Source organism: Planctomycetota bacterium, assembly GCA_016125255.1.
Taxonomy (GTDB): domain Bacteria; phylum Planctomycetota; class Phycisphaerae; order Phycisphaerales; family Zrk34; genus RI-421.
The window spans coordinates 48,269-71,286 of sequence record WGMD01000001.1 but is presented as its reverse complement, the minus strand read 5'-3'; the positions used below and the strand labels follow the sequence as shown (position 1 = coordinate 71,286).

The window sequence follows — 23,018 nt, the reverse complement described above, 5'->3', positions numbered from 1 at the left end:
AACGCGGGCAACCAACGGCGGGCCCCCTCCGTCACTAGGGGTTTTTTGTTGGGGCATCCCAGTGTTCATCTCCGCGTCCGCCACCCGCTTCATGCGACCAAGGACGCCCCATGCCCCGAGCTCCGCCGCACATTTTCAGATGATTGATGATCGAACGTGAATCCAAATTTCATAGACACGCGCACTTTGTACGTGCTTTGCGAAGGGAATCCCCATCATGGATAAGCGACTCGAAGAATATCTGCAATCACGCGGCGTCGAGCCCTTGCCGCCGGATCATCCGATCCTGCGCTCGGGGCTGTTCATTGTGTTTCGCAACAGCGCCCCGCCGGTGAAGAAGCCGGAGGCGACGCCCGACGAGGCGAAGAAGCCCGATTTGGCGGAGGGCAACGGCGCGAAGTAGCGCGCCGACAACACACAGCGGCGGCGGGTCGACCCACCGGCCCGCCGCCGATTTTCCCGGCGGTTCGGTCGCGTCGATGGTAGAATTCGGCCATGTCGAAACTCGAGCCGAATTTTGGGGATGTGCAGGCGCATTACGATCTGTCGGATGACTTTTTCACGCTGTTTCTCGATCCGTCGATGACCTATAGCTGCGCGTACTTTGAGCGCGAGGACATGACGCTGGCGGAGGCGCAGCGGGCGAAGATCGAGTTGTCATTGGGCAAGTGCGACCTGAAGCCGGGCATGCGGCTTCTGGACATCGGCTGCGGCTGGGGCGCGACGGCGCGCCGGGCGGTGGAGATGTACGATGTCAACGCCATCGGCCTGACGCTCAGCCGCAATCAGCAGCGCACCGCGACCGAGCGCGCCAAGGCGGCGGGGCTCGCGAACGTCGAGTACCGGTTGATGGGATGGGAGGAGTTCCATGAGCCGGTGGACCGGATTGTGAGCATCGGGGCGTTTGAGCATTTTCGGCTGGCGCGCTTCGGGGCGTTTTTCGCCAAGTGTCGCGATCTGTTGAACGGAGCTGCGTCGCCGCCGGGAAGGATGATGCTGCACACGATCGTCTACGGTACGGAGCAGACGCTCGAGCCCGGGCAGACGCTCATGACGCACGAACACGTGCTCTTCGCCAAATTCATTCAGAAGGAAATCTTCCCCGGCGGGCAGCTGACGCGCGCTTCCGTCATCGAGCAGTACGCCCGTGAAGCCGGCTTCGAGGTGCAGCGCGTTCACTCCCTGCGTCTACACTACGCGCGCACGTTGACCTGCTGGGCGGAGAATCTCGCCGCGCGGAAAGCGGACGCCATCGCCCTGACGAGCGAGGAAGTCTACGAGCGCTACATGAAATACCTGACCGGCTGCGCGCATTACTTCCGCACGGGTCATCTGGATGTTTGCCAGTTCACGCTGATCGCCCCCGTCCCCGGAAGTTGACGTCCGGAAGTCGCGCGTCAGGGCAGGGTGGCGCCGATGGCGTACTGGGTGCTGTAGAAGGCGTTGGTGAGGATGACGCGCGACTTGGAGGGCCAGTACATGGCCGGATCGCGCGAGTCCTTTTCTTCGATATTGGCGGCGTGGCCGTCGAAGTACACGCCGTTAATCGAGCTGTTGACGTGGCGATAGGCGAAACGCTCGGCGGTGTCGGTGAGCGGGCCGGTGTCGGTGACGCGCTTGTAGGGGTCGCCGTCGCTGTTGAGTTTGGGGACGGCGGGGGAGAAGTTCATGAAGTTTCCGCCGTCGTTCTGCCAGACGAAAGTGTTGTAGCTGATGACGCCGTTGCCGTACTGGACATATCGGGCGCCGTCCATGGCGTAGACCTTGTTTGCGGCCCGTCCGACGGCGCCGAGTTTGGGCACATAGGCGGCGGGGACGCGCGGCAGGTAGTTGGCGTAGCCGGCGTCAAAGGCGGTCGGCTTGGAGTCCTTGGTGATGTGGAACCCGTTCATGGCCGAGTAGCTGGCGACGCGCAGGCCGGTGATGGGGGTGTACGAGCCGTTGTAGCTGGCGTCCCAGTCTTCCTTGTTGGAGGCGCAGGTGAAGGCGTTGTTGAAGATGGCCTTGATGCGTTCATCGCGATTTTCGGGCAGGCCCAGCGCGTCGCCCATGGTGGGCGAGACCCAGTCCATGTTGTACGTCGGGGACTTTTTGCCGTCGTACTGCGTGGGGTAGGTCGAGGTGCCGCTGGTGATGAACGCGCCGGAGGTGTTGGGGCCGGCGAGCCAGTCCTTGTGTTCGATGGTATAGGTGACCATGCACTGACCGGCCCCGCGCAGGGTGGCGAGGCAGGCGACCTGCTGCGCGACGGCACGGGCGCGCGAGAGCGAGGGGAGCAGGATGCTGATGAGCAGGGCGATGATCGCCACGACCACGAGCAGTTCGACGAGGGTGAATCCGTTCCGGTTCTTCATGGGTTTCCATTCAAAAAGGAAAGCTGAGGGACGTTCATCCCCCAGCTTTCGACGGGTGCGTGGACGATTACCGCTTGCGGCGGCGGATCAGGGTCATGGCGCCGATGGTCAGCAGGCCGAACGTCGAGGGTTCGGGCACGGCGATGGGGGCGGTGGACAGGGCGAACGGGCTACCGAAATCGGGTCCGAGCATGTTCGGATCACCGCTGTAGAATCCGCTGCCGTCCATGCGCGTGGCGTTGGACTCGTAGCCGATCGTGCCGGTTTCAGGGTCGGTGCCGTTGGTGTTGATCACGTTGCCGGTCTTGGTGCCGTAGTTGGTGTGCGCGAAGTCGGTGTCGGCGAGATAGACGGAGAACCCGTCGGCGATGCCGCCGTTGTAGGCCAGTCGCCAGACGACGTCGCCGTTGGCGTCGACGAGCACGAGTTCGTCATTGCCATTGGCCAGTTCCAGACTCGACAGATCGATGACGTGGTCATTGGCGACGCCGGCGAGCCAGGCCGCCTCGAACGCCGTCTTGTTGCGGGCAAGGATGAGGAATTCACCCGGAGCCAGGTCGAACGACGGCAGGAGGGAGTTGTTGGTGTCATCGTCCTTGAGGCGCCATCCGTCGAGGTTGATGCTCGTCGAGTCGTAGTTGTAGAGTTCGACCCATTCCAGGTCCGAGTCGCCGCCGGCATGGGGGTTGGCCATGAACTCGGTGATGGCGATGTCGCCGGTGCCCGAGGGGGTCACGACGCCCGCGGTGAAGTCGAGGAAGATGTCGCCGCCGGCGTCCAGATGCGTCGAGAACCCGGTGGGCGAGCCGACGAGCGTCGAGAAGTTGACCTGCTTGCCGCTGGTGGCGCCGTTGGTGGCGGCGTCGGCGATGAGCCAGCTATGGTTGGAACTCCAGAAAGAGTCGGCCATGGTCGGATCGATATCAAGGGAGATGTCCAGCGAAAAGGCGGACGTGCCCGCGCCGCTGGCGCCGTCGTAGAGGTCGCCGTTGACCTTGATCAGGTCCCAGTCCGCCCCGGCGATGCCGGTGGCGTCGTCCTTGAGGGCGGTCAGGTTCCACTTGTAGGTCGTGGAGAAGAGCTTCATGTTGGCGACGGCGGTGATCTGGCCGGAGGTGTCGCCGGCGGCGTAGCCGGGGGTGATGGTGCCGCTGATGATGGCGTCACCGAGGGTGATGCCGCCGCCCAGGTCAGTGCCGATGGTGGCGTTGCCTTCGATGGTGCCGTTGAAGATGTTGATGCCGCCGCCGTAGGTGCCGTCGCCGGAGTAGACGGCGTTGGATCCGCTGGTGGAGTTGACGGCCGCGAAGCCGGTGTTGCCGCCGGCGGCGACTTCGAAGGTGACGGGGTTGGTGAGCGTGATCACGCCGGAGAACCCGGTGCTGGAGCTGTCGCCGGTGACGACGACGCGTCCGGCGCCCTGGACTTTGAACGCGCCGGAGCCGCCGCTGTCTTCCATGAACTTGCCGCCGAGCGTCAGGACCTGACCCGAAGCGACGTCGACGATGTTCGATCCGCCGAACTTGATATCGCTGTTGATGGCGGCGGTCTTGTTGTCATCGATGTTGCCGGTCAGGTTCACCTGCGAACCGGTGATCGTGTAATTGTCGGTCGAGGCGGCGTCGAAGGTGACGTCCTTGACGGTCACGGGGCTGGAGACGGTGACGGTCGCACCGGCTCCGCCGTTGCCGCCCAGACCGGAGCCGAAGATCGCGCTGTCGGGGGTGGCGTTGGACCAGGTCTGCTGCGCCCCTGCGGCCTGCCAGTGATTGTCGCCGTTGGCCCATACGCCGTCGCCGTCCTGCGCCCCGGCGGTGCCGGTGTCGGCGTCAAAGGTGAAGACAGTGGGGGCGGCGGCGAGCGCGGTGCCGTTGATCTGCACGTTGTCGATGCGGTTGTTGCCGCTGGTGCTGGTCGCGCCGCTGAGGGTGTATCGGAGCGTCAGGGATGCCGCGTTGTTCACGCCGGAAATGGCCGAGAAATCCGCGGTTTTGAGACTGAAGCTCGAGCCGGTGGTGGCGGTGTTGGTGCCGACGAGTGTGGTGAACGTCGAGCCGTCCGTCGACCAAGACCATGTGCCGGTGCTGAACCCCGTGCTGGTGCCGCGGCCGGCGAGGGTCAGGATGATGTTCTCGTATCCGGTCGTCGAGAGACTGACGTCGATCCACGAGTTGTTGCCCGCGCTGCTTTCGAGGGACAGGGTCGCGCCGGCGGCATCGCCGAAGAGCGCGTTGGTCGTGTCGCCATTGAAAGCGTCGGTCGTGCCGGTCCAACTCGCGAGACTGATGCTGCCGGAGCCCGAACCGGCGTTGGCGGCAATGGGTGTGGCCAGCGCCCAGGCATTGTTCGCCGTGTTGACGTTGGCGGAATTGAACCCGGTGTTGAAGTTCCAGTACGCCAAAAGATCCGCGCGGGCGGCGGAGGCGGTGGCGGCGAGCGACAGGCCGGCGAAGGTCAGCGCGGCCAAGGGGCTCTTGCGGTTAATACGATTTCTCCACGACATCACCTTGGACAATCTCATCGCGTGCTCCTCATTCTCATAAGCACATGTCACAAAACTTCCGACGAAAACGCTTTCGTCGGTCTCCAAGAGACAACCCCGGAGCGGGTCATCCCGATTGGTCTTTGCGGTCAAAGACCAAGTGTGACAGGTTGGGCGGTGGGTCTCATTCCCCGTCCACTGTCGGTAGACAATTTAGAATCAGAATGTTTGCATTACGCGAGGCATCGAATAAACCGGTGTCAATAAAACGCGGTCCGCCCGGAGAAGGTCGGCATTGGAAGCGTTCCGGCACAGTTGCTCACGCACGATCATCGCGACGAGGCGCACTGCCCAGTAAATCACTTCCACTGGCCGCATCCGGTTCGGTAATGCAAGCGCTGTGCCAATGCCAAAATCCGCGGATTATGACGATTTTGCTGCGTGAAATCTGCGCATTGGAGGAGTTCGGGCGGGGGAAGTGCATAATTTGTGGTCAATGAAAAAAGCCCACGCCGTCAAGGCGTGGGCTTCGATGTTGCGATCGTGCGGCGATCAGTACGACTGCGTGGAGCCGGGCATCGGCACGGGGTAGAACCCGTCGGCGTCGGGCTGAACCGGCGCGGCGGTGTCCCATGTGTAGTCGTCGATGCCGGGGGCCAGCGACAGCTTGGAGTTGAACGCATCGTCCCATCGGATGAGCTTGCCCGAGTACGAGGCCATGCGGCCGTAGATGGCGGTCATGGTGCTCATCGCGCCGTATTCGCCCTCGTTGTAATCGAGGTTGTTGCGGATGGCGTTCTGCAGGTCATCGTGTTCGACCTGGTAGGGATTGGGGTTGGACCCGCGGAAGCGCCACTTCTCGCCTTCCTTGGGCTCGATCACGGCGCCGGAGATGTTGCAGTAACCCTTGGACCCGTGCGCATGTTCGGACACGCTGTTGTAGCAGTCCTTGATGTGCCGGCACTGGCTGATCATCGTCGACCCGTCGGCGTAGGTGAATTCGATCGAGTGGTGATCGAAGATCTGGCCATATTCCTTGGCGGTGCGGACCTGGCGGCCGCCCTGACCCTGCGCGGCGATGGGGTGGGTGCCCTTGAGCCAGTTGCAGACGTCGATGTTGTGAATGTGCTGCTCGACGATATGGTCGCCGCACATCCAGGTGAAGTAGTACCAGTTGAGGACCTGGTACTGCATTTCGGTCATGCCCGGCTGGCGCGGGCGGACCCAGACGCCGCCGCCGTCCCAGTAAGCGCGCATGAAGTTGATGTCGCCGATCGCGCCGTCCTGAAGGCGCTTGATCGTTTCGATGTAGCTGGCCTGGTGATGGCGCTGAAGGCCGATGCCGACCTTGAGGTTCTTTTTCTTGGCTTCCTGCACGGCCGCGAGGAAGCGGCGAATGCCGGGCGCGTCGGTGGCGACGGGCTTTTCGGAGAAGATGTTCTTGCCCTGCTTGACCGCGTATTCGAACTGAAGGGGGCGGAAGCCGGGGGGGGTGGTCAGGATGACCATGTCGACGCCGCAGTCAATGGCTTTCTTGTAGGCGTCAAGGCCGACGAATCGGCGTTCCTCGGGGACGTCGACCTTGGAGGTTTCGGGATAGCCCTTGGCGCCGCGCTGGATGTTGTTGAGACTGTCCTCAAGGCGATCCTTGTAGGCGTCAGCCATGGCGTAGAGGCGGATCGGGCCATTGGTCGTGGACAGGAACTGCGTGACGGCGCCGGTGCCGCGACCGCCGCAGCCGATCAGGGCGCACTTGATCTCGTCGGTCGAGGCGGCGTGGGCCCGCGAGGCGATCGACGCGGCGAGGGATGCGCCGGCGACCGTCGCGGTCGATTGCTTGATGAACGACCGGCGAGAGCTTTGGCGGGGGGGGCTCTTGTCACTCATGGAAGAAGTCTCCATTAAATTGAAGGAACGGAAGCATCGGTGCTGAAAAAGTCCGAACGACCAGTATACCCCTTTTTATGCTCGCCGGGGCAAATGGGTTCATTTTTCAATCAGCACGCGGATTTCCTTGTCGCCTTTGCGGAGCATGAGCTGTTTGAGGTCCTCCGTATCGGGCTCCCAATACTTCTGCTGCTCCTCGGGGCTGGGCACGGTCAGCGGGCGCACGAGGCGGAAGCCGACCCAGAAGGCGTCGGTATGGTGCCAGATGCTCTTGGGCCGCTGCGGGTCCTGCACCTTCCAGTCCTTTTCCGAGTGGGTGCGGGCGGCGGAGCGCAGCTTGTCAGGGTCCTGATACCACGATCCGCCGCGCACCACGCGCGGATACTCCTCGGTGGGCCAGGCGATCAGATCCTTCTCAGCGACCGCCCCTTTGCCGGCGAACTTGGCGTAGTGATCGGGCACATACTGATCGAGGCACCACTCCGCCACGTTGCCGTGCATGTCATACAGGCCCCACGGATTGGGCTTGAGCTGCCCGACCTTGTGATACTTTTCGCCGGAGTTGTCCCAGTCCCACCCGTAGTCCTTGAGCTGGGCGGGGTCGTCGCCGAAGCTGTACGCGGTTGTCGTGCCGGCGCGGCAGGCGTATTCCCACTCCGCTTCGGTCGGCAGGCGGTAGAAGCGGCCGGTCTTTTTGGAAAGCCACTTGGTGTACTGCTTGGCGGCGAGCTGGGTCATGTCCGCCGCGGGATACCCGCCCTTGCGGCCCATCTCCTGCAGGATCGAAATCGCCAGCTCATACGGCGGCGTCGGCAGACTTACCGCATCCACCTGACGTTCGGGCGGAATCGGCTGCGCCCCCGCATCCTTCGCCGGGCTGTACTGCTCAAGGAACTGATCGTACTCGTCCCAGGTCACTTCGCACACGCCCATCCAGAACGGCTCGATCTTCACTTCGATCTGCGGCCCTTCGTCGTCGCCGCGCTTCTCCTCCGCCTCCGGGGAGCCCATCGTGTACGAGCCGCCCGGAATCGGCGTCATCCTGAAACTCACCGACGCGTCGGGCATCTTCTGTTCATACGGCTTCATCTGCTCGGGCGCGCTCGCATCACCGCCGTCCGCCCACGTCATCGCGGCGCAGCCCACCCACATCGCCATCGCGACGATCCAGCTTGTCTTCATCACCAGCATCCTTCAATTATCGAGAAGATCCATCAATTCAGCGGCGGGATTTTTGGGGATCAGGGATCAGGGTTTGGGGATCAGGGGGAGGGGATAAGAGATCAGCACACCGATCCCTGATCCCTGATTCCCGATCCCGGCGCGATCACTTCATGATCGCGCGAATCTGCTTGTCGCCCTGTTTGAGCATCAGGCCCTTGACGTAGTCGTCGGCGGGCTCCCAATACTTGTTCTGCTCTTCGGGCGAGGGTTCGACCGCCGGGCGCACGACGCGGAAGCCCACCCAGAAGCCCTCCGTGTGCCACCACACGCTCATGGGCACCTGCGGGTCGCGCGCGTTCAGATCGACGGTGGAATGGAACCGCGTGGCCGAGCGGCACAGATCGGGAAAATCGTTCCACGACCCGCCGCGGATCACGCAGGGGTATTCGGTTTTGGGCCAGTTGATGAAATCCGCCGCCTTGACCGGACCCTTGCCGGCGAACTGGGCGTAGTGCTTGGGGTCATACTGATCGAGGCACCACTCGGCCACGTTGCCGTGCATGTCGTAGAGGCCCCACGCATTGGGCTTCTTCGTCCCGACCTTGCGGTAGGCGCCGTTGCCGTCTTCCTTTTCGGAGTTGTCGATGTAGACCGCGTTCTCCTTGAGCTTTTCCTCATCGGGGTCGCCGAAGTTGTACGCCGTCGTCGTGCCGGCGCGGCAGGCGTATTCCCATTCCGCCTCCGTCGGCAGTCGGTAAAAATGACCCGTCTTCTTGGTGAGCCATTTGCAGAACATCCGCGCCCCCAGGTGCGACATGTCCACCGCCGGATACCCGCCGCTGCGGCCCATCCGCACCACGATGTCGATGCCTTCCTCATACTGCGGCGTGGGGATGCTCACCGCGTCGACAAGCTCCTGGCCTTCGAGCTTGTGGAACGGCTTTTCCTTTTCGACGTTGTACTGCTTGAGGTATTCGTCGTACGTGTCCCAGGTAATCTCGTGCGTGGCCATCCAGAACGGCTCGACCTGAATCTCGACCTGCGGACCTTCGTCCTCCTTGCGGTCCTTCTCATCGTCCGGCGAGCCGATCTTGAACGTCCCGCCGGGGATGGGGGTCATCGGAAACTCGGCCGTGGTGCCCGGGACTTTTTCAACGTAGGGCTTGGCATCGTCCGCCTGCGCGGCGGCGGCGAGGGCGAGGGCGAACAGGCAGAGCGTCATCGACTTCGTCAGGCGGGATTGGGGCATGCACGATCCTTTCATGGCGTCATGGCATGGACAACTTGACTATTATTACCCGTGTTGCACCGGACGGGTTCATTTTCGGCGGTCTTTTTGAAGGTACGGGTATGAGCAGGTTGGGCGTGATCTTCGTTGGGGCATGGATGCTCGCATCACTGGGGGCCTGCTCGGCCGACCTGCAGCGGTACGAGTATACCCATCCGCAGATGGGCACGCTTTTCCGGGTCGTATTCTATGACTCGAACGTGACGCACGCCAACAAGGCCGCCGCCGCCGCCTTCGACCGCATCGACGACCTCAACAACATCCTCAGCGACTACGCCCCCGGCAGCGAACTGTCCCGCCTCTCCGCCACCGCCGGTTCGGATCATTGGGTCCCCGTCTCGCAGGATTTGTGGAATGTGCTGAGCGTCTCGCAGCAGGTCGCCTACCGCTCCGGCGGGGCGTTCGACGTCTCCGTCGGACCCGTGATTCGACTCTGGCGTCAGGCCCGCATCGCCGGTCGCCTGCCTGATCCGCCGCGGCTGGAAGCAGCGATGGCCGCCGTCGGTTGGCAAAAGGTCAAGCTCGATCCGCAACGCCGATCCGTCCAGCTCGCCGTCCCGCACATGCGACTCGACCTCGGCGGCATCGCCAAGGGCTACGCCCTCGCTCAATCCATGAAAGTCCTCTCAGACAGGGGCATCACCCGCGCCATGATCGTCGGCGGCGGAAGCGTCTACGTCACCGATCCGCCCCCGCATCGCAACGGCTGGCGCATCGCCCTCATGCCCATCCCCCAACTCACCAAACCCGTCGAAGACACGGGTGCCGACGCCAAACCCGAATCGCATGACGACATCCCCTACCTCCTCGCCGCAAACACCTCCGTCGCAACCTCCGGCGACGCCTTCCAGCACATCGACATCGACGGCGTCCGATACTCCCACATCGTCGATCCCCACACCGGCCTCGGCCTGACCACCCAGACCGGCGTCACCGTCATCTGCCCCGACCCCACCCTCGCCGACGCCATGTCCACCGCGCTCTCCGTCCTCCCCCTCGACCGCGCCCTCCAGCTCGCCGACGACACCCCCGCCCTCGCCGCCCTCATCATCACCCACACCGACCAGGGCGACACAACCCACACCTCCACCCGCTACCTCAACCTCCCCCTCGACACCCTCCCCACCCCCTGACCCCTCCGGTTCCCCTCCCCGGTTTCCCCCCGATCCCCAACCCCCAACCCCCAACCCCCAACCCCCAACCCCCGATCCCCGCATCACACCCGCGCGCCCGCTTTTTCCACCCGCCGCGCTCCCCGCCCTCGCGTCATATCTCCTGAATAATCCCGCCCTTTTCTCCGCTCCCAGCGCGCACGGGCGCGTCCATGCGCGCGCCCGAGGCAATTTCCTCGCCCTTCGTGCCCCCTCAATCAAGCACTTACAAACGCTCGTGCGCGCGCCCGCGACAAATTTGCCTTCCCCATGCGCGTTTCGCGACGCGCTTATGCGAAACTCGACCCATTTTCCGCCCCCATGCTCCCGGTCCCCCCAATGGAAAATGACCAATGGAAAATCGAATCCATTTTTCATCCGCCTCCGCCCAAAGCCCCCGGCTCCGCCGGGGGACAACCCCGGATCAATTCCCGAGCCGACGATATTCCATCGCCTTTCCGGGACTCTCTCGTGATCGCCGCCCAAGCATCCCGCGCCCCGGCGCCTCGCTCCGACCTCGGCCGCCATCATCGCGGTAGGGTGGGTCAAGCGAAGCGGACCCGCCACGCGAGGCGTAGAATGATTCGATGCCCGAATATCGTCGTTGGCGACAAGTCGGCGGAACTTACTTTTTCACCGTCAATCTCAAAGATCGACGCAAGCGATGGCTCGTCGAACATATCAAACATCTCCGCCGCGCGTTCGGGACGGTGCGGGAAGCGCGGCCTTTTAAGATCGACGCGGCCGTCGTGCTGCCGGAGCACTTGCACATGATCTGGACCCTGCCCGCCGGCGATGACGACTTTTCAACGCGCTGGCGTCTCGTCAAGTCGCGCTTCGCTCGGCGCATCGGCCGCGCATCGCATCGCCGGCCGAGCCAGATCGCCAAACATGAAAGCGGCGTGTGGCAGCGCCGGTTTTATGAACATCTCATCCGCGATGAGGACGATTTCGCCGCCCATGTTGACTACATTCATTACAACCCGGTCAAGCACGGGCACGTGAACCGCCCGATCGATTGGCCGTATTCGTCGCTGCATCTGTTCGTCCGCAGCGGGATCTTCGATGCGGATTGGGGCACGAGTGGGATTGAAACAAAATTGGAGGTTGAATGATTCAAAGACCGCCGCGCGAATGTCGACGTTCAAAATATGGACATGGGTCCGTCATGCGTGGCGGGTCCGCTGCGCTTGACCCACCCTACCTCGCTGGGGATATTCAGGCATATGTTTTCAAACATCTTCTTGAAAAGTAAGGCTGAAGCATGAAGTATCTCATATTGTTCCTACTGCTGATGTTTGTGGCGGCCTTAGGCGCTTGGTATTTCCGATCACCCCATCAAAGCAGCAGAGAAGCAATGACTGTGATCGACTTTGTCAATGTGAAGAATGGCACAACGGATCTTTTTACTGACGTATTTCTACGCTCAGGAGATATGGAGGATGAAATTGGTCATCTCGGTCCGGGTGCTATTGCAACACTTCACGAACATTTGATATTTCCATCCAGACATTTGCGTGTTGAATGGCGTAGCCCAGATGGGCGACAGCATTCGTCAGACGTGTTGATGAGTGAGCAAAATGGTGGGGAGATATCAATTCTAATTTTACAGAATGATGCGTTCATCGTTCCGAATTCGCGTCCAGCATTCAACGGAGATCAACACACCGATCAAACGAATTAATATTCGGGAACCACGCCTTGACCCATTTATTCCAGTGACGTAGGTCCGGCTCCGGGGTAGGTCCGGGCCTGCCCGGACACGATAGCCATGAAGATTCACGATGCGAATGAAATGTCCGTCGCCAATCGACGGCACGACCTATCTTGTATACGGGTTCGTCAATTGTGTCCGGGCTGGCCCGGACCTACGGAACTGAAAAACTGAACCACTAAGACACCAAGGTCGCCAAGGAATGCTTTATTGAGTTCAAAGCCCTGATTTCATTTTGGTGTTCCTGGCGCGTGTTGCTCCGACACTTTGAAGAACACGTGGTCGAGCAACAGCGACCGCAAGTGCGTGCGGGCCGGACCGACATTCATCAATACAGATTATCCCAATTGCCCTGCCAGCGGACTTTGATTTCGGGTTGGAAGTGGAGGGCGACGTGGCCGTCGATGTAGAGGAGGGAGGTGGATTCGACTTGCTTGTTCCAGGCGTGGCCGTTGGACCAGGCGTTGGGGTCGTTGGCGCCGGCGGCGAGGGTGGCGTTGAGGAGGTCGCTGACGAGGGGGCGGTCGGGGGGTTTGCCGTCGGTGATTTTGGTGAAGAAGCCCTGCGGGTCGGTCATGGTGCTCGGGTACCAGAAGTTGCTCGTGTCCTTGCGGGGGACCCACCAGTTGTGCGGGATGATCGTGAACGTCCCGCCGGTCCATTGCATCGACAAGAGCGCCGCGTTCTGATCGGCGGCGTTCTGCGAAGCGGCGCTCCGCAGCGGGCAGTACCACGCGCCATGGCCCTTGTCCCAGGTCAGGCCGTACGGGATGAGCGCGGGCAGCAGGCCGTTGCCCACGTCCCACGTGTTATGCCCCGTGCTCTGGCCCGGGCCGAACTGCGGGAGCCAGCTCAGATTGTCCGTCGCATATCCGATGCACGCCACGCCCCATTGCCGGTAGTTCGCCTGGCACCGCACCACCTTGGCCAGATACCGCCCCCGCGCCAGCGACGGCATCAAAATCGCCATCAGCGCCGTGAGGATCGCCAGCACGACGAGCAGTTCGATGAGGGTGAAACCATGTCGGCGTCGGGTGCGCCATTTAGCGGCGGGGCGTTCCCCGCACCGCGTGTGCAACGAGCCCCCCGGGGCACGCCCCGCCGCTAAATGCACGTCACGATGTGGGGATGTGTTGTTCATTTGCGATGACGCATGGTCAGCAGTCCGATCAGCGCCAATCCCGCCGGCAGGGCGGCGGGCGTGGGGATCGCCACGGCGAACTGGCTGTTGTGATCGAGCACCGCCCAGACGACGTGGTTGGTCGTATCGACGCCGTGCGCGCCGAGCAGATTGTGCGATGCGTCGTCGACGTACGCGCCGAGGAAGAACCCGCCGGTGTTGGACCCGTGGTTGCCGTTGATGGCGTTGACCCAGACGTCGGACCCGTCCAGGTACTTGATGCGGAGCAGGTCGGCGGCGGCGGTCGCCGCTTCCGTGCTGAACGTGCTGTAGCTCATCTGCAATACGAACGTCGACCCGTCGATGCCCGTCAGGTTCAATACATCGCTCCACAGATCGTTCGCGCCCGTTTCGCCGGCGGCGCTGGCGAGCGTGCGCCACTGCATCGAAAGCGTCTGCGTCGAGCCGGTGCCGTTGGTTCCCTTTTTCAGATCCGCCTTGGTGAGTTTGGACGAGGTGATCGCCGAGCCGAGGCCCGCGTACGAACCGGCGGCGGCGACGGCCCGGCTGATCTTCGTGTCCGGTCCCGTCGAGAAATCGCCGTCGCTGTCGGCGCCGACGAGGACGCTGGCGGAGGAGTTGGCGGCGATGGAGCCGGTCACGTTCAGGACGCCGCCGCTGACGGTGGTTTTGCCGGTGTAGGTGTTGTCAGAGGCGAGCGTCAGGGCGCCGCCGGTGAGGGTGAGGTTGACTTTTTTCGTGCCGCCGGAGACGGCGTCGACGATCTTCGCGCCCGCGTCGCCGAACGTGGTGGTTCCGCCGGTGACGGTCAGGGTCGAGTCGGAGGTCGTGCTGGAATTACCGATGAGCCGCGTGCCGGGGTTGGCGGGGTCGCCGCCGTTGAGCGAGGTCAGCCCGCCGACGGTCTGATTGAACCCGGCCATGTCGAACGTCGCGGGGTTGGGCGCGAAGCTGCCTTGTCCGAGCGTCAGCACGGCGCTGGTGGCCAGGGCGTTGTTGATGCCGAGCTTGAGCGTGCCGCGCGCCAGGTTCGTCGCGCTCCATGTGTTGCCGGTGGTGTTGACGGTCGTCAGCCCGCCGTCGGTCTTGCCGAACGAACCGGAGATGTTGACGTTGCCGTTGAAGATTTCCGTACCCTGATTGCGGAAGAAGAAGCTGCCGGCGCCGGTGATGTTGCCGTTGAACGTGATGGTTCGGCCGGCCACGGCGGTGATCTGGTGGGTGGCGTTGCTGAGCGTGATCGCGGTGTTGAAGACCTGGTTGCCGGTGGCGGTGGTGGAGTTGTTGGAGATGGCACCGGTGAGTGTGAAGGAATTGCCGCTGATGGTGAAACCGCCGACGCCGGTGGCGGTCCATGTGATGTTGGCGATCTGCGTGCCGGCGGGGAGGTTGTTGGTTTGTGCGAAGTTGGCGTTGGAGACGCTGGCGTCGAACTGGAGGGAGTCGCCATCGGTGGGGACGCCGTCGGGGGACCAGTTGGCGGCGGTGCCCCAGTTGCCCGTCGAAGCGCCGTGGTCCCAGGTGTAGGTCGTGGCGGCGCGGGTCAGCGGCGCAGCCAGCGTACAGGCGGCGAGCGCGGCGGCGAAGGTCATTTTCCGTTGTTGGCGATTGCGCATGTTTCTCATTTCCTTTCAGCAGGGCCCCGGCATTCGGGGCGGCTTCATTTTTCCCGCACCACATTCGCACGGGTCTGGTCGATCGGTTGATTCGATTTTTCATGGGGGACGACGCGCAGGAACTGCTCGGGCGAAAGCGCCGTCGCCGTGTAGCGCACTTCGTCGAGCCGGCCCGGCAACCGGCTGGCGCCCAGCAGCATCGGCGCGTCCGTCCGCGTCAGCTTCCGTACCTCGCCGCGCAGCGTGCGCGTCGCCATGTTGGCGTAGTCCACGTAAATCCGCGCCACGTTCCCCGACAGCACGACCGCCACGTGATGCCATTTCCCGTCCGCGATCGTCTGCGCCGCCGTCATGCCCACATACTGATTGCGCAGGTCCGGCTGCGGGCCCGCGTCGAAGCGCACGCGCATGAAACGCTCGGGCGAAAGGTCCATCGACCAGCCGCTGTCATCCGTGTGAAGGTGCGTCACGATCGTCGGAAAGCGCGACACCGGCCCCATCTTGACGAAGGCCTCGATCGTGAAGTCCGACGCCTCGATCGCCGCGTCGTCGGGCACTTTGAACGGCCCGGTGCTCAGGTCCATCGAGGCGCGATCGGACCACGTCCGCCCGCTGAGCGGATCGAAGATTTCCCGGCCGGGCACGTCGCTGCTGAGCAGGACGGATTCGTCGCTCAATCCGTCGAGCCGGCCGGGGGCGGCGTCGTTGGTCGCGACGGTGGTCGCATCGCCATCGTCGGGTTCGAAGCGCCACAGGCCGATGATCGACGACGGCAGGGCGGTGTCGAAAGTCACATCATGGGCGTCGATGCGGGCGATCTGCCCGGCGAGCAGTTCGCGCATTGTCGAGCCGCGCTCCAGTCGGACGCGGCCTTCGAGCACGCTCAATTCCTCGCGCCCGCCGGGGCCGACAAAGACGCGGAAGCGCGTGCCCAGGTCGATGATCCGTGCGCCGGCGGGGGTGGTGACGGTGAATCCGTGGGCCCGGTGCGAGACGAAGGCCTGCATCAGCCCGGCGTGGAGAATCCCGGCGTTTTCGCCGGTCATTTCGAATCGGCAGGGCCCGGTCAGATCGACGACGGCGCCGGAGCGGAACATGAGCTGGGCCGTGCCGCGCTCAAGCTGCACATCGCCGGCGCTGAGCTCGGACCCGAGCGAGCGGGAGGCGCCGGCGGCGAAGAGGGCATCGTCGGACACGTCCGAGAGCAGGCCCAGCGCCGGCGTCACGGCGGGGGGCGAAGTCTTTTGATGCGCGTTCCGGAACGTCGCCCACATCCCCGCCGTCAGCGCCATGACGCACACCGCCGCGACAGCCAGCGCGAGGGCGAACCGGTGGGGAGACAGGCGCCGGTCGGCCGGCTCGACATGGGCGAACGTCTGCGCGGGGCCGGCGATGTGGCGCTCCGTCAGGTGGCGCTCCATGAGGGAGCGCTCGGCGAAGGCGTCGGCGTGGGCGGCATCGGCGCGGAGCCAGTCCGCCAGCGCGGATAGTTGCGCCGCGTCCAGCGTGTTGTCGAAATAAGCTTCGAGCAGCGCGGCGGGTTGGCTCATCGCATTTCTCCGGCACCGAGGCGCTGACGGATGCACTGCGCCAGGGCGTGACGGATGCGATGCAGGGCGACTTCCACGGCGTTGGGGCGCATTTTCAATTGCTGCGCCATCGTCCGCGGGTTCATCGCCTCGTCGTAGCGCATCTGGATCATCCGCTTCTGATGCGGCGGGAGGTTGTCGATGCAGCCGGCCAGCGCTTCGCGCCGATCGCTTTGCTGATCGTCAAGGCGTTCGTGCGCGGCGGCGAGGAGCTGAAGCGTCTGATCGTCGAAGACGTGCCGATCGCGCCGGCGGGTGCGCAGATGATGCAGCACGCGATGGCGCGCGATGCCCAGAAGCCAACCGGTGAACGAGCGGGTCGCGTCGTACTGGTCAAACGCCTCGACCGCGGCCTCGGCGACTTTGCCCAGCACGTCCTCCGCCTCGTGCGGATCGCGCACGGCGGCATGCACGTAGGCGGCGACGGTCGTCTGAGCGCTGACCCAAAGCTGAGCGAAGCGCTTCATGGCCGCCTGCGTGGCTGCATCGTTGGGTTGTGACGTCATAGGGGTCGCCTCGACCTGATTTCTCACCCATAACTGTGCCGAATGCGGGGGAAACTTACAAGGAAAATCCGGCGGGGCGGAAAATTTTTCTGTTGCTAAAGGGCTGATGGGATTATGGTTGTAATCATCGGCGCGGCGCTTGGTGGTTTTCGCATGTCCAGTCCGGGCCGGGGGCGGGAACCTGATAGGTGCAGGAGGTTTTGTGGCGCTCAACGAGGACACGATTGTCAAAGCGCTTTTGCGCGACCGGGCGACGCTGTTCGCGTACATCTGGTCGATCGTGCGCGATGCGCATGTGGCGGAGGATGTGTTTCAGGAGGTGTCGCTGCTGGCGCTGCACAAGCGGGGCGAGCTGCGCGAGGCGGAGGCGCTGCCGACCTGGCTTCGGCGGTCGGCGCGGAACTTGTCGCTCAAGGCGCTTCGCCGGCTCGGTCGCGCGCCGGCGCTACTGGATGAGAAATTGCTGGACCTGCTCGAAGGGCAATGGGAGCGGCAGGAGGCGACGCCGGCGGCGGAGACGCTCGAGGCGCTCAAGCATTGTCTGGCGGAGCTTTCGCCGTATGCCCGGCAGGTCATCACGCTCCGTTACGCGCAGGGACTTTCGGGCGAGGGTGTGGCGGCGAAGCTGGGGCGGAAGGCGGAGGCGATTTACAAGGTATTGACGCGGGCGCACGGGGCGCTGGCGGAGTGCGTCCGCCGCCGGACGGGCCGGGGGGAGGCGCCGCATGTCTGAGCTGACGCGCGAAGAGATCATCGATCATGTGACGCGCTACCTGGACGATCGGCTTGATGCGCCGGGCGGGGCGGCGCTGGCGGAAGCGCTGGCGGCAAGCGCGGCGACGCGGGCGCAGTTCGTCGAGCTGTGCACGCAGGCGCGACTCTTGCACGAAGCGCTGGCGGGGGCGCGGATCGTTGACGAGCCGGCGGCGTCGAAGTGGCGCATCGGGCGATGGGCTGTTGCGGCGGCGGCGCTGCTCGCGCTGACGGCGGGACTGTCGGCGGTGTGGATGAACCTGCCCGTGTCGCATGCGCGCCATGCGGCCGCGTCGAATCGCATCGCGCTCGTCACGGACATGCACGATGTCGTGTTCGCCGGCGGCGCCGACGAATCGCCGCAGCTCGGCTCGCCGATGCAGCCGGGCTTGATCCAACTGGCCTCGGGGCAGGTGCAGTTCATGTTCGACAGCGGCGCGGTCGTGACGATCGACGGCCCGTGCGCGTTCAATTTGCACGACAAAACCAGCGGATATCTCGCGTACGGCCGGCTACAGGCATATGTCCCGCATGAAGCGGTCGGGTTCCGCATCGACACCGCCAGCGGCGTGTCCGTCGTCGACCTGGGCACGGAGTTCGGCATCGACGCACAGCAGGACGGCCGCACCAGCGTCGAGGTCTATCGCGGGCGCGTGCAGCTTCAGCGCGGCGGCGAAGCGGGGCGCGTGCTGCGCGAGCTGGCAGCCGGGTCCAGCGCGCAGTTCGACACGCGCGGCGTCGTGACGATCGCATCGCTGCCGCTGACCATCGCATCGATCGACTTTCACCGCGGGGGGTCGGCGGTTTCGCCCAACGAAGCGGACGTCGATGCGTACCCCGGTCGCGCGGCGGAGGGATGGGCATCGGCGTGGGGCGTCACGACGACGCCGGCGGCGATGGTGGAGACCGGGCCGGTGGTGCGGAGCGATCGCCCGCTGAATGCGACGAGCGGTTCGTACCTGACGATGGGGCTGCGTGCGGAGCGCGTCGGCGAGCCGGCGCAGGGGACGGTGTCGCGGTGTTACATGGCGGGGCTGCATGCGATGGACGCCGCCCGGCCGCATCGGATTTCGTTCCTGTTCCGCGCGGAGGCGTGGTCCGATCCGATGGTGCGCTACTTCATCTACGATCGGCCGAGCCCGTCGCACGGCACCGATGGCGAGGACACATGGATTCTCAACGCCACGCCCGACGCCGGTTGGACGCTGATGACGCGAACGTCGCCGGACAGCGCGGAAATCGTCGGCGTTCCGACGGGCATTCCGCTCGTCACCGGCCGCACGGTGGCGGTCGAGATTCAAGTCGATCCGGCGCATCGCGCCTGGACGGCGACGCTCGACGACGGCGTCAATCCGGTCTATCGCTCGCCGCGCGTTTACTTCCGCTCGCAGGCCCCCGCCGTCGGCCGATTCGTTCACTTCGGCGGGCGCGACGATCGAACCAAGGGTACGGATGTCGTCAAACAGTGGGCGTTTTCGGTGGATGAACTGCGCGTGACGGCGTCGAGCGACGCCGACGCTTTGGAGTCGCAGAAATGAGTACGGGTGAACTTCAAGCTTTGAACAGGAGATGACTGAGCATGTTGACGCAAACGAACCAACGCATTGTCGCCGTCCTTCTCGCACTCGCCGCCGCGCCCGCATGGGCCGCGACGAATCTTCAGATCCTCGTCAACACCGGCCCGACCGCCGTCAATGAGCCGGGCGTGACATGGAACAACATCACCTCCGCCTCGGCCAACGTCCCGCTCAAATACTCCGACGGCTCGCTGAGCGGATTGACCTACGCCAATCTGACCGGCGTCGCCGTCGTCAATGACACGCGCTACACGCCCGCCGCAGACCTTGCTTCGCATCCGCTTCCGTGGATCAGCTCGCTCTCGGCGGCGAATCGCGACGCCTTCGCCACCAACTTCGCGCAGAACGCCTTCAATCCCCCCTCGCCGACGAACCTGAACATGACCGGGTTCAGCGGGCTCACCGGCCGCAACATCAGCGTCGACGTCGTCGCCACCTACTCCGGTACGACCGTCGCCGAAAACCGCCTCGGCGACTACCTCGTCAATAACGAATTCACCACCTTCAACTCCGGCCCCGCCAAACCGTCCGATGATTTCTCCGACGGCAGCGCCAACCTCAACTACATGCACTGGGACAACCTGCCCTGGGGCGCCGGCTCGTTCGCCGGCGACGCCATGACCGTCTCGTTCCTCCGATCCAACAACACCACCGTCCTCAACGGTTACGCCATCAGCTACGCCCTGCCCGGCATCGTCGCCGACTTCGCCGGCGGCGCCGGCGCGACTTCCGCCGACCAGTTCGGCGGCAAGGCCGGCGACGGTTGGCTCGGCGGATGGAACAAGTCCGGAACCACCGTGACCGCCACCGTCGAAACATCCAACCCGCTCAACGGCGGCGGCAACTACCTCGCCGTGACCGATGTCGACGCCACCGGCGGCGGATACACCCGGCAATTCAGCGATTTCGCCGACATCTCGACCACCCTCGGCAAGTACACCGTCGAAGCCGACTTCCGAATCGACAGCGCCAGCCACAACGACTTCCAACTGGGCATTCGTCAAAGCAACGGCGTGAACACCGGCCCGGACGTGCTCGCCAACATCAAAGCCGTCAGCGATTTCTGGCGCACCACCAACGGCAACGGCCTGGGCGGATCCAACGATCAGAACACCGGCATCGCCGTCGTCACCGGCCACGTCTATCACGTCGAGTTTCAGATCGACCCGACGACGCTGACCTACATTCTGACGCTCGACGACCTGGACGATGCGGCCGCGCCCTATGTCTCGGGCGTCTTCAATACGCGTAACACCAGCGTCGTCGCCAACCCCTACCTGTTCGTCGGCCGGCAGTTCAGCAACGTCAGCGGCGGCGCGTTCAGCATCGACTCCGTGCTCATCAGCGTGCCGACCCCCGCTGCGCTTCCGGCGGGCCTCGCGCTGTGGAGCGCCCTTGCATGGCGGCGTCGCAAATGAAAATGAACATGCGTCCTCACGAGTTTCGTATCGCGATGAGGCGGGGTGACTTCAGTCACCCCGTCGCGCGATGCGCGCGATATGGTTTCACCTTGATCGAACTTCTCGTCGTCGTCGCCATCATCGCGCTGCTGATTTCGATTCTGCTCCCGTCGATGTCGCGCGCCCGTGAAGTGGCGCGCATCACGCGCTGCGCGTCGAACCTCCGTCAGCAGGGGCTCGCCGCCAACATGTACGCGCAGACCTACAAGGGCTGGCTCCCGCCGTATTCCTCCGGGGCCGGCGGGCTCGACACCGGCCTCGTCGTGACGCATTGGACCCGATGGTTCCGCACCGGCAATACATGGCAGAACCTCGGCAAGCTCTACGCCACCAAGTACATCACCGACGGCCCGAACTTCTACTGCCCGTCGCAGAAAAACCCGACGTTCAAGCTCGAAACCTACGAACCCTGGCCGACCGATTACTGGCCCGGCGGCACCGCGGCCGTCGGCGTCCGCGTGGCGTACAACTTCAACCCCGTCGTCAAAGATCCGGCCTCGGGCAAGAGCTATCGCAAGTTCGACATGGCGCAGGATCTCAAGCCACAGCGCGTCTTCGGCACCGATCTGCTCGAATCCGCCGTCACCATCGCTCACGACGACAACCCCGACAGCCCCGGCTGGAACGTCATGTTCGGCGACACCTCCGTCTCGTTCAAACTCACGCGCGAGCCGCTGACGCTCATGCAGACCGACCCCGGCAACTTCCCCGGCGACAACTTCCCCCTCTACGACCAGGCCCTGCAGGCGCTGGAACGAACGCAGTAAACGGGTTTCCATCGCCGCGACTTTGCATCGGTCGGTCAAAATCCATCGCAAAATTCGCAAAAAGTGCTTGGCGCAGTCCGGCCTCAGCCGTATTCTTCACCTTGAGATCCCGCCAGGGAAGCCGCACCGACGTCGCGATCGGCTGTTCGAGCCCGCCGACGTCGCGTGAGGTGAATGAGAACCCGTTAGAACGATTCGCAGGAGAATGACATCATGTACAGGCGTGCTGCTATTGCGTTGGCGGTTTGCGTTTTCACATGCGCCGCCGGGGCGCGAGCCGACAGCGTCGTGCTTTCGTATCACAATGGAACGACGAGTCAGGCGCCGATCACCGCGGCGTCGGGCGTGTCGGCGGGAAACACCGACCTGAACGGGTCCGAGTCCTGGCGCACGAGCTTCGGATCGGCCGGGGCGACGCAGCCCGGTCCGCTCGCTGGTTCCGCCGCCGGATCGAACTGGCGCTTCTGGCGCGCCATCAACCTCAACGATGTCGCGTCGAGCACTTCCGACTACGCCGGCTTCGCCTTCGACTTCACTTCCGCCGATCTGCTGAGCCCCACGACGCTCTCCTTCGACCTCGCCGCCGCCTCCGACAACGCCGGCACCATCAACGGTGAGTACAACGTTTTCGTGAGCAAGAACGGCGGAGCGTTCACCTCGCTCGCCGCGGGCACGGGCGTGAGTCTGACGACGAGCGGCGGATGGGCCGTCAACACCGTCGTCGCCAATGTCGCGTCGGTCGGAACCATTCGCAACGGCGATCACCTGGAATTCCGCATCGGCCTCGGCGACAACTCCACGTCCAACTCCAAGGGCGTCTTCCTTCAGGGCATCGCCCTCGCCGCCGATCGGGACGTCGCCGCGTCCGTGCTTCGCGTCGACTTCGGCCCAAGCGCGCAGCAGGTCGAAACCGGCTACGCCCCCTTCAGCTTCAACAACGGCGCCGCCAGCCCGCAGTCGCGCACCTACACCTTCGCCACCACCGGCTACGACAACGTCAACGCCGACACCGGCTCGGGCATCACCGTCACACTCGCCGCCAAGGAAACCGCCCTGCGCATGATCGACCGCGGCACGAGTGACAAATCCGACCGCGACTGGGCCACCGTCGAACCCGTCCCCGGCCCCGGAAACGTCCCTGACAACTACATGGACCTGACCCTCGCGGGCCTCAAGTCCGGCTACTACACCCTCATCTCCGATCACATCGACACCTCCAATCAGGTCGGCGTCATGGACGTGCAGGTCAGCACCGACGGCGGCGCGACGTTCACCAACAAACTCGACAACGTCGTCTACAACAATACCCTCCACCAGTATCTCATCTCCTTCTTCGCCGACGCCGGTCAGAACGTCGTCGTCCGCTACCTCGCCGGCGGCGGACTCTTCGGCGCTAACGGGCAGGCCACCGACACCGTTGCGTCCAATCGTCTCCTGCCCCTCAACGCCTTCGAGTTGACGACGGTCCCCGAGCCCTCGACCGGGCTCCTCGCGATCGTCAGCGCCCTGCTGCTCGTCCGCCGCCGCGCGTGCCGCACCGTTTAGCGACGCCGCTTGCGCCGTGCTGTA

The 23,018-nt window shown here is 64.1% G+C and carries 19 protein-coding genes; 10 read left to right on the top strand and 9 right to left on the bottom strand.

The genetic code is table 11. The annotated features are described in order from the left end of the window. Positions 1-217 precede the first annotated feature (217 nt). Together GC162_00310 and GC162_00305 are read left to right on the top strand one after the other, a co-directional pair. Positions 218-403, top strand: a complete 186-nt coding sequence (locus tag GC162_00310; protein ID MBI1367072.1) for a hypothetical protein — start codon at positions 218-220, stop codon at positions 401-403. Positions 404-495: 92 nt separating this feature from the next. After that, positions 496-1,380: a methyltransferase domain-containing protein gene (locus GC162_00305; protein ID MBI1367071.1), complete on the top strand. Its 885-nt coding sequence runs from the start codon at positions 496-498 to the stop codon at positions 1,378-1,380. Positions 1,381-1,397: 17 nt separating this feature from the next. On the opposite strand, the gene GC162_00300 is transcribed toward GC162_00305, so the two are convergent. The 5 genes from GC162_00300 to GC162_00280 all read right to left on the bottom strand — a co-directional run bounded on the left by GC162_00300 (position 1,398) and on the right by GC162_00280 (position 9,151). Beyond that, positions 1,398-2,354: a prepilin-type N-terminal cleavage/methylation domain-containing protein gene (locus tag GC162_00300; protein ID MBI1367070.1), complete on the bottom strand. Its 957-nt coding sequence runs from the start codon at positions 2,352-2,354 to the stop codon at positions 1,398-1,400. 67 nt (positions 2,355-2,421) lie between these two features. Continuing rightward, on the bottom strand, positions 2,422-4,875 hold the full coding sequence (locus GC162_00295) for a PEP-CTERM sorting domain-containing protein (GenBank protein MBI1367069.1): 2,454 nt from the start codon (positions 4,873-4,875) through the stop codon (positions 2,422-2,424). Between the two features lie 513 nt (positions 4,876-5,388). Beyond that, positions 5,389-6,723: a twin-arginine translocation signal domain-containing protein gene (locus tag GC162_00290; protein MBI1367068.1), complete on the bottom strand. Its 1,335-nt coding sequence runs from the start codon at positions 6,721-6,723 to the stop codon at positions 5,389-5,391. Between the two features lie 99 nt (positions 6,724-6,822). Continuing rightward, positions 6,823-7,914 (bottom strand): SUMF1/EgtB/PvdO family nonheme iron enzyme, encoded by a 1,092-nt coding sequence (locus GC162_00285; GenBank protein MBI1367067.1) that lies wholly within the window; start codon positions 7,912-7,914, stop codon positions 6,823-6,825. A 136-nt stretch (positions 7,915-8,050) separates the two neighbouring features. Next, positions 8,051-9,151: an SUMF1/EgtB/PvdO family nonheme iron enzyme gene (locus GC162_00280; GenBank protein ID MBI1367066.1), complete on the bottom strand. Its 1,101-nt coding sequence runs from the start codon at positions 9,149-9,151 to the stop codon at positions 8,051-8,053. A gap of 11 nt (positions 9,152-9,162) precedes the next feature. Here GC162_00280 and GC162_00275 point away from each other — a divergent pair, with 11 nt between their 5' ends. The 3 genes from GC162_00275 to GC162_00265 all read left to right on the top strand — a co-directional run bounded on the left by GC162_00275 (position 9,163) and on the right by GC162_00265 (position 12,010). Continuing rightward, positions 9,163-10,308, top strand: a complete 1,146-nt coding sequence (locus GC162_00275; GenBank protein MBI1367065.1) for an FAD:protein FMN transferase — start codon at positions 9,163-9,165, stop codon at positions 10,306-10,308. A 605-nt stretch (positions 10,309-10,913) separates the two neighbouring features. Continuing rightward, positions 10,914-11,441: a transposase gene (locus tag GC162_00270; GenBank protein ID MBI1367064.1), complete on the top strand. Its 528-nt coding sequence runs from the start codon at positions 10,914-10,916 to the stop codon at positions 11,439-11,441. A gap of 149 nt (positions 11,442-11,590) precedes the next feature. Then, positions 11,591-12,010: a hypothetical protein gene (locus GC162_00265; GenBank protein MBI1367063.1), complete on the top strand. Its 420-nt coding sequence runs from the start codon at positions 11,591-11,593 to the stop codon at positions 12,008-12,010. A 358-nt stretch (positions 12,011-12,368) separates the two neighbouring features. Here GC162_00265 and GC162_00260 read toward each other — a convergent pair whose 3' ends face one another. The 4 genes from GC162_00260 to GC162_00245 are packed head-to-tail and all read right to left on the bottom strand — an operon-like array spanning position 12,369 to position 17,162. After that, a complete protein-coding gene (locus GC162_00260) occupies positions 12,369-13,181 on the bottom strand; it encodes a prepilin-type N-terminal cleavage/methylation domain-containing protein (protein MBI1367062.1) in 813 nt (270 codons plus the stop codon). After that, entirely contained in the window at positions 13,178-14,797 is a 1,620-nt protein-coding gene (locus GC162_00255) for a hypothetical protein (GenBank protein ID MBI1367061.1), read from the bottom strand. The genes GC162_00260 and GC162_00255 overlap by 4 nt, the downstream gene beginning before the upstream one ends. A 44-nt stretch (positions 14,798-14,841) precedes the next feature. Then, positions 14,842-16,347 carry a hypothetical protein gene (locus GC162_00250; GenBank protein ID MBI1367060.1) on the bottom strand — a complete coding sequence of 502 codons (1,506 nt, stop codon included), beginning with the start codon at positions 16,345-16,347 and terminating at the stop codon, positions 14,842-14,844. Next, a complete protein-coding gene (locus GC162_00245) occupies positions 16,344-17,162 on the bottom strand; it encodes a sigma-70 family RNA polymerase sigma factor (protein MBI1367059.1) in 819 nt (272 codons plus the stop codon). Before GC162_00245 ends, GC162_00250 begins: the two co-directional genes overlap by 4 nt. On the opposite strand from GC162_00245, the gene GC162_00240 reads away from it, so the two are divergent. The 5 genes from GC162_00240 to GC162_00220 all read left to right on the top strand — a co-directional run bounded on the left by GC162_00240 (position 17,032) and on the right by GC162_00220 (position 22,994). After that, positions 17,032-17,625: a sigma-70 family RNA polymerase sigma factor gene (locus tag GC162_00240; protein MBI1367058.1), complete on the top strand. Its 594-nt coding sequence runs from the start codon at positions 17,032-17,034 to the stop codon at positions 17,623-17,625. The genes GC162_00245 and GC162_00240 overlap by 131 nt on opposite strands. Beyond that, the gene (locus tag GC162_00235) at positions 17,618-19,183 is read left to right on the top strand and encodes a hypothetical protein (GenBank protein MBI1367057.1); all 1,566 of its coding nucleotides are present in this window, start codon (positions 17,618-17,620) and stop codon (positions 19,181-19,183) included. The genes GC162_00240 and GC162_00235 overlap by 8 nt, the downstream gene beginning before the upstream one ends. A gap of 41 nt (positions 19,184-19,224) precedes the next feature. Continuing rightward, positions 19,225-20,640: a hypothetical protein gene (locus GC162_00230; protein ID MBI1367056.1), complete on the top strand. Its 1,416-nt coding sequence runs from the start codon at positions 19,225-19,227 to the stop codon at positions 20,638-20,640. 35 nt (positions 20,641-20,675) lie between these two features. Then, positions 20,676-21,449, top strand: a complete 774-nt coding sequence (locus GC162_00225) for a prepilin-type N-terminal cleavage/methylation domain-containing protein (protein ID MBI1367055.1) — start codon at positions 20,676-20,678, stop codon at positions 21,447-21,449. A 213-nt stretch (positions 21,450-21,662) separates the two neighbouring features. Further along, positions 21,663-22,994: a hypothetical protein gene (locus GC162_00220; GenBank protein MBI1367054.1), complete on the top strand. Its 1,332-nt coding sequence runs from the start codon at positions 21,663-21,665 to the stop codon at positions 22,992-22,994. The last annotated feature ends 24 nt before the right edge of the window (positions 22,995-23,018 follow it).

Excerpts from the sequence above, each read along its gene's own strand:
- GC162_00280 (MBI1367066.1), bottom strand. The coding sequence starts at position 9,151 with ATGAAAGGATCGTGCATGCCCCAATCCCGCCTGACGAAGTCGATGACG.
- GC162_00275 (MBI1367065.1), top strand. The coding sequence starts at position 9,163 with ATGGACAACTTGACTATTATTACCCGTGTTGCACCGGACGGGTTCATT.
- GC162_00300 (MBI1367070.1), bottom strand. The coding sequence starts at position 2,354 with ATGAAGAACCGGAACGGATTCACCCTCGTCGAACTGCTCGTGGTCGTG.
- GC162_00235 (MBI1367057.1), top strand. The coding sequence starts at position 17,618 with ATGTCTGAGCTGACGCGCGAAGAGATCATCGATCATGTGACGCGCTAC.
- GC162_00285 (MBI1367067.1), bottom strand. The coding sequence starts at position 7,914 with ATGCTGGTGATGAAGACAAGCTGGATCGTCGCGATGGCGATGTGGGTG.
- GC162_00255 (MBI1367061.1), bottom strand. The coding sequence starts at position 14,797 with ATGCGCAATCGCCAACAACGGAAAATGACCTTCGCCGCCGCGCTCGCC.
- GC162_00305 (MBI1367071.1), top strand. The coding sequence starts at position 496 with ATGTCGAAACTCGAGCCGAATTTTGGGGATGTGCAGGCGCATTACGAT.
- GC162_00260 (MBI1367062.1), bottom strand. The coding sequence starts at position 13,181 with ATGAACAACACATCCCCACATCGTGACGTGCATTTAGCGGCGGGGCGT.
- GC162_00220 (MBI1367054.1), top strand. The coding sequence starts at position 21,663 with ATGTACAGGCGTGCTGCTATTGCGTTGGCGGTTTGCGTTTTCACATGC.
- GC162_00265 (MBI1367063.1), top strand. The coding sequence starts at position 11,591 with ATGAAGTATCTCATATTGTTCCTACTGCTGATGTTTGTGGCGGCCTTA.
- GC162_00295 (MBI1367069.1), bottom strand. The coding sequence starts at position 4,875 with ATGAGATTGTCCAAGGTGATGTCGTGGAGAAATCGTATTAACCGCAAG.
- GC162_00250 (MBI1367060.1), bottom strand. The coding sequence starts at position 16,347 with ATGAGCCAACCCGCCGCGCTGCTCGAAGCTTATTTCGACAACACGCTG.
- GC162_00270 (MBI1367064.1), top strand. The coding sequence starts at position 10,914 with ATGCCCGAATATCGTCGTTGGCGACAAGTCGGCGGAACTTACTTTTTC.
- GC162_00245 (MBI1367059.1), bottom strand. The coding sequence starts at position 17,162 with ATGTACGCGAACAGCGTCGCCCGGTCGCGCAAAAGCGCTTTGACAATC.
- GC162_00310 (MBI1367072.1), top strand. The coding sequence starts at position 218 with ATGGATAAGCGACTCGAAGAATATCTGCAATCACGCGGCGTCGAGCCC.
- GC162_00230 (MBI1367056.1), top strand. The coding sequence starts at position 19,225 with ATGTTGACGCAAACGAACCAACGCATTGTCGCCGTCCTTCTCGCACTC.
- GC162_00290 (MBI1367068.1), bottom strand. The coding sequence starts at position 6,723 with ATGAGTGACAAGAGCCCCCCCCGCCAAAGCTCTCGCCGGTCGTTCATC.
- GC162_00225 (MBI1367055.1), top strand. The coding sequence starts at position 20,676 with ATGAGGCGGGGTGACTTCAGTCACCCCGTCGCGCGATGCGCGCGATAT.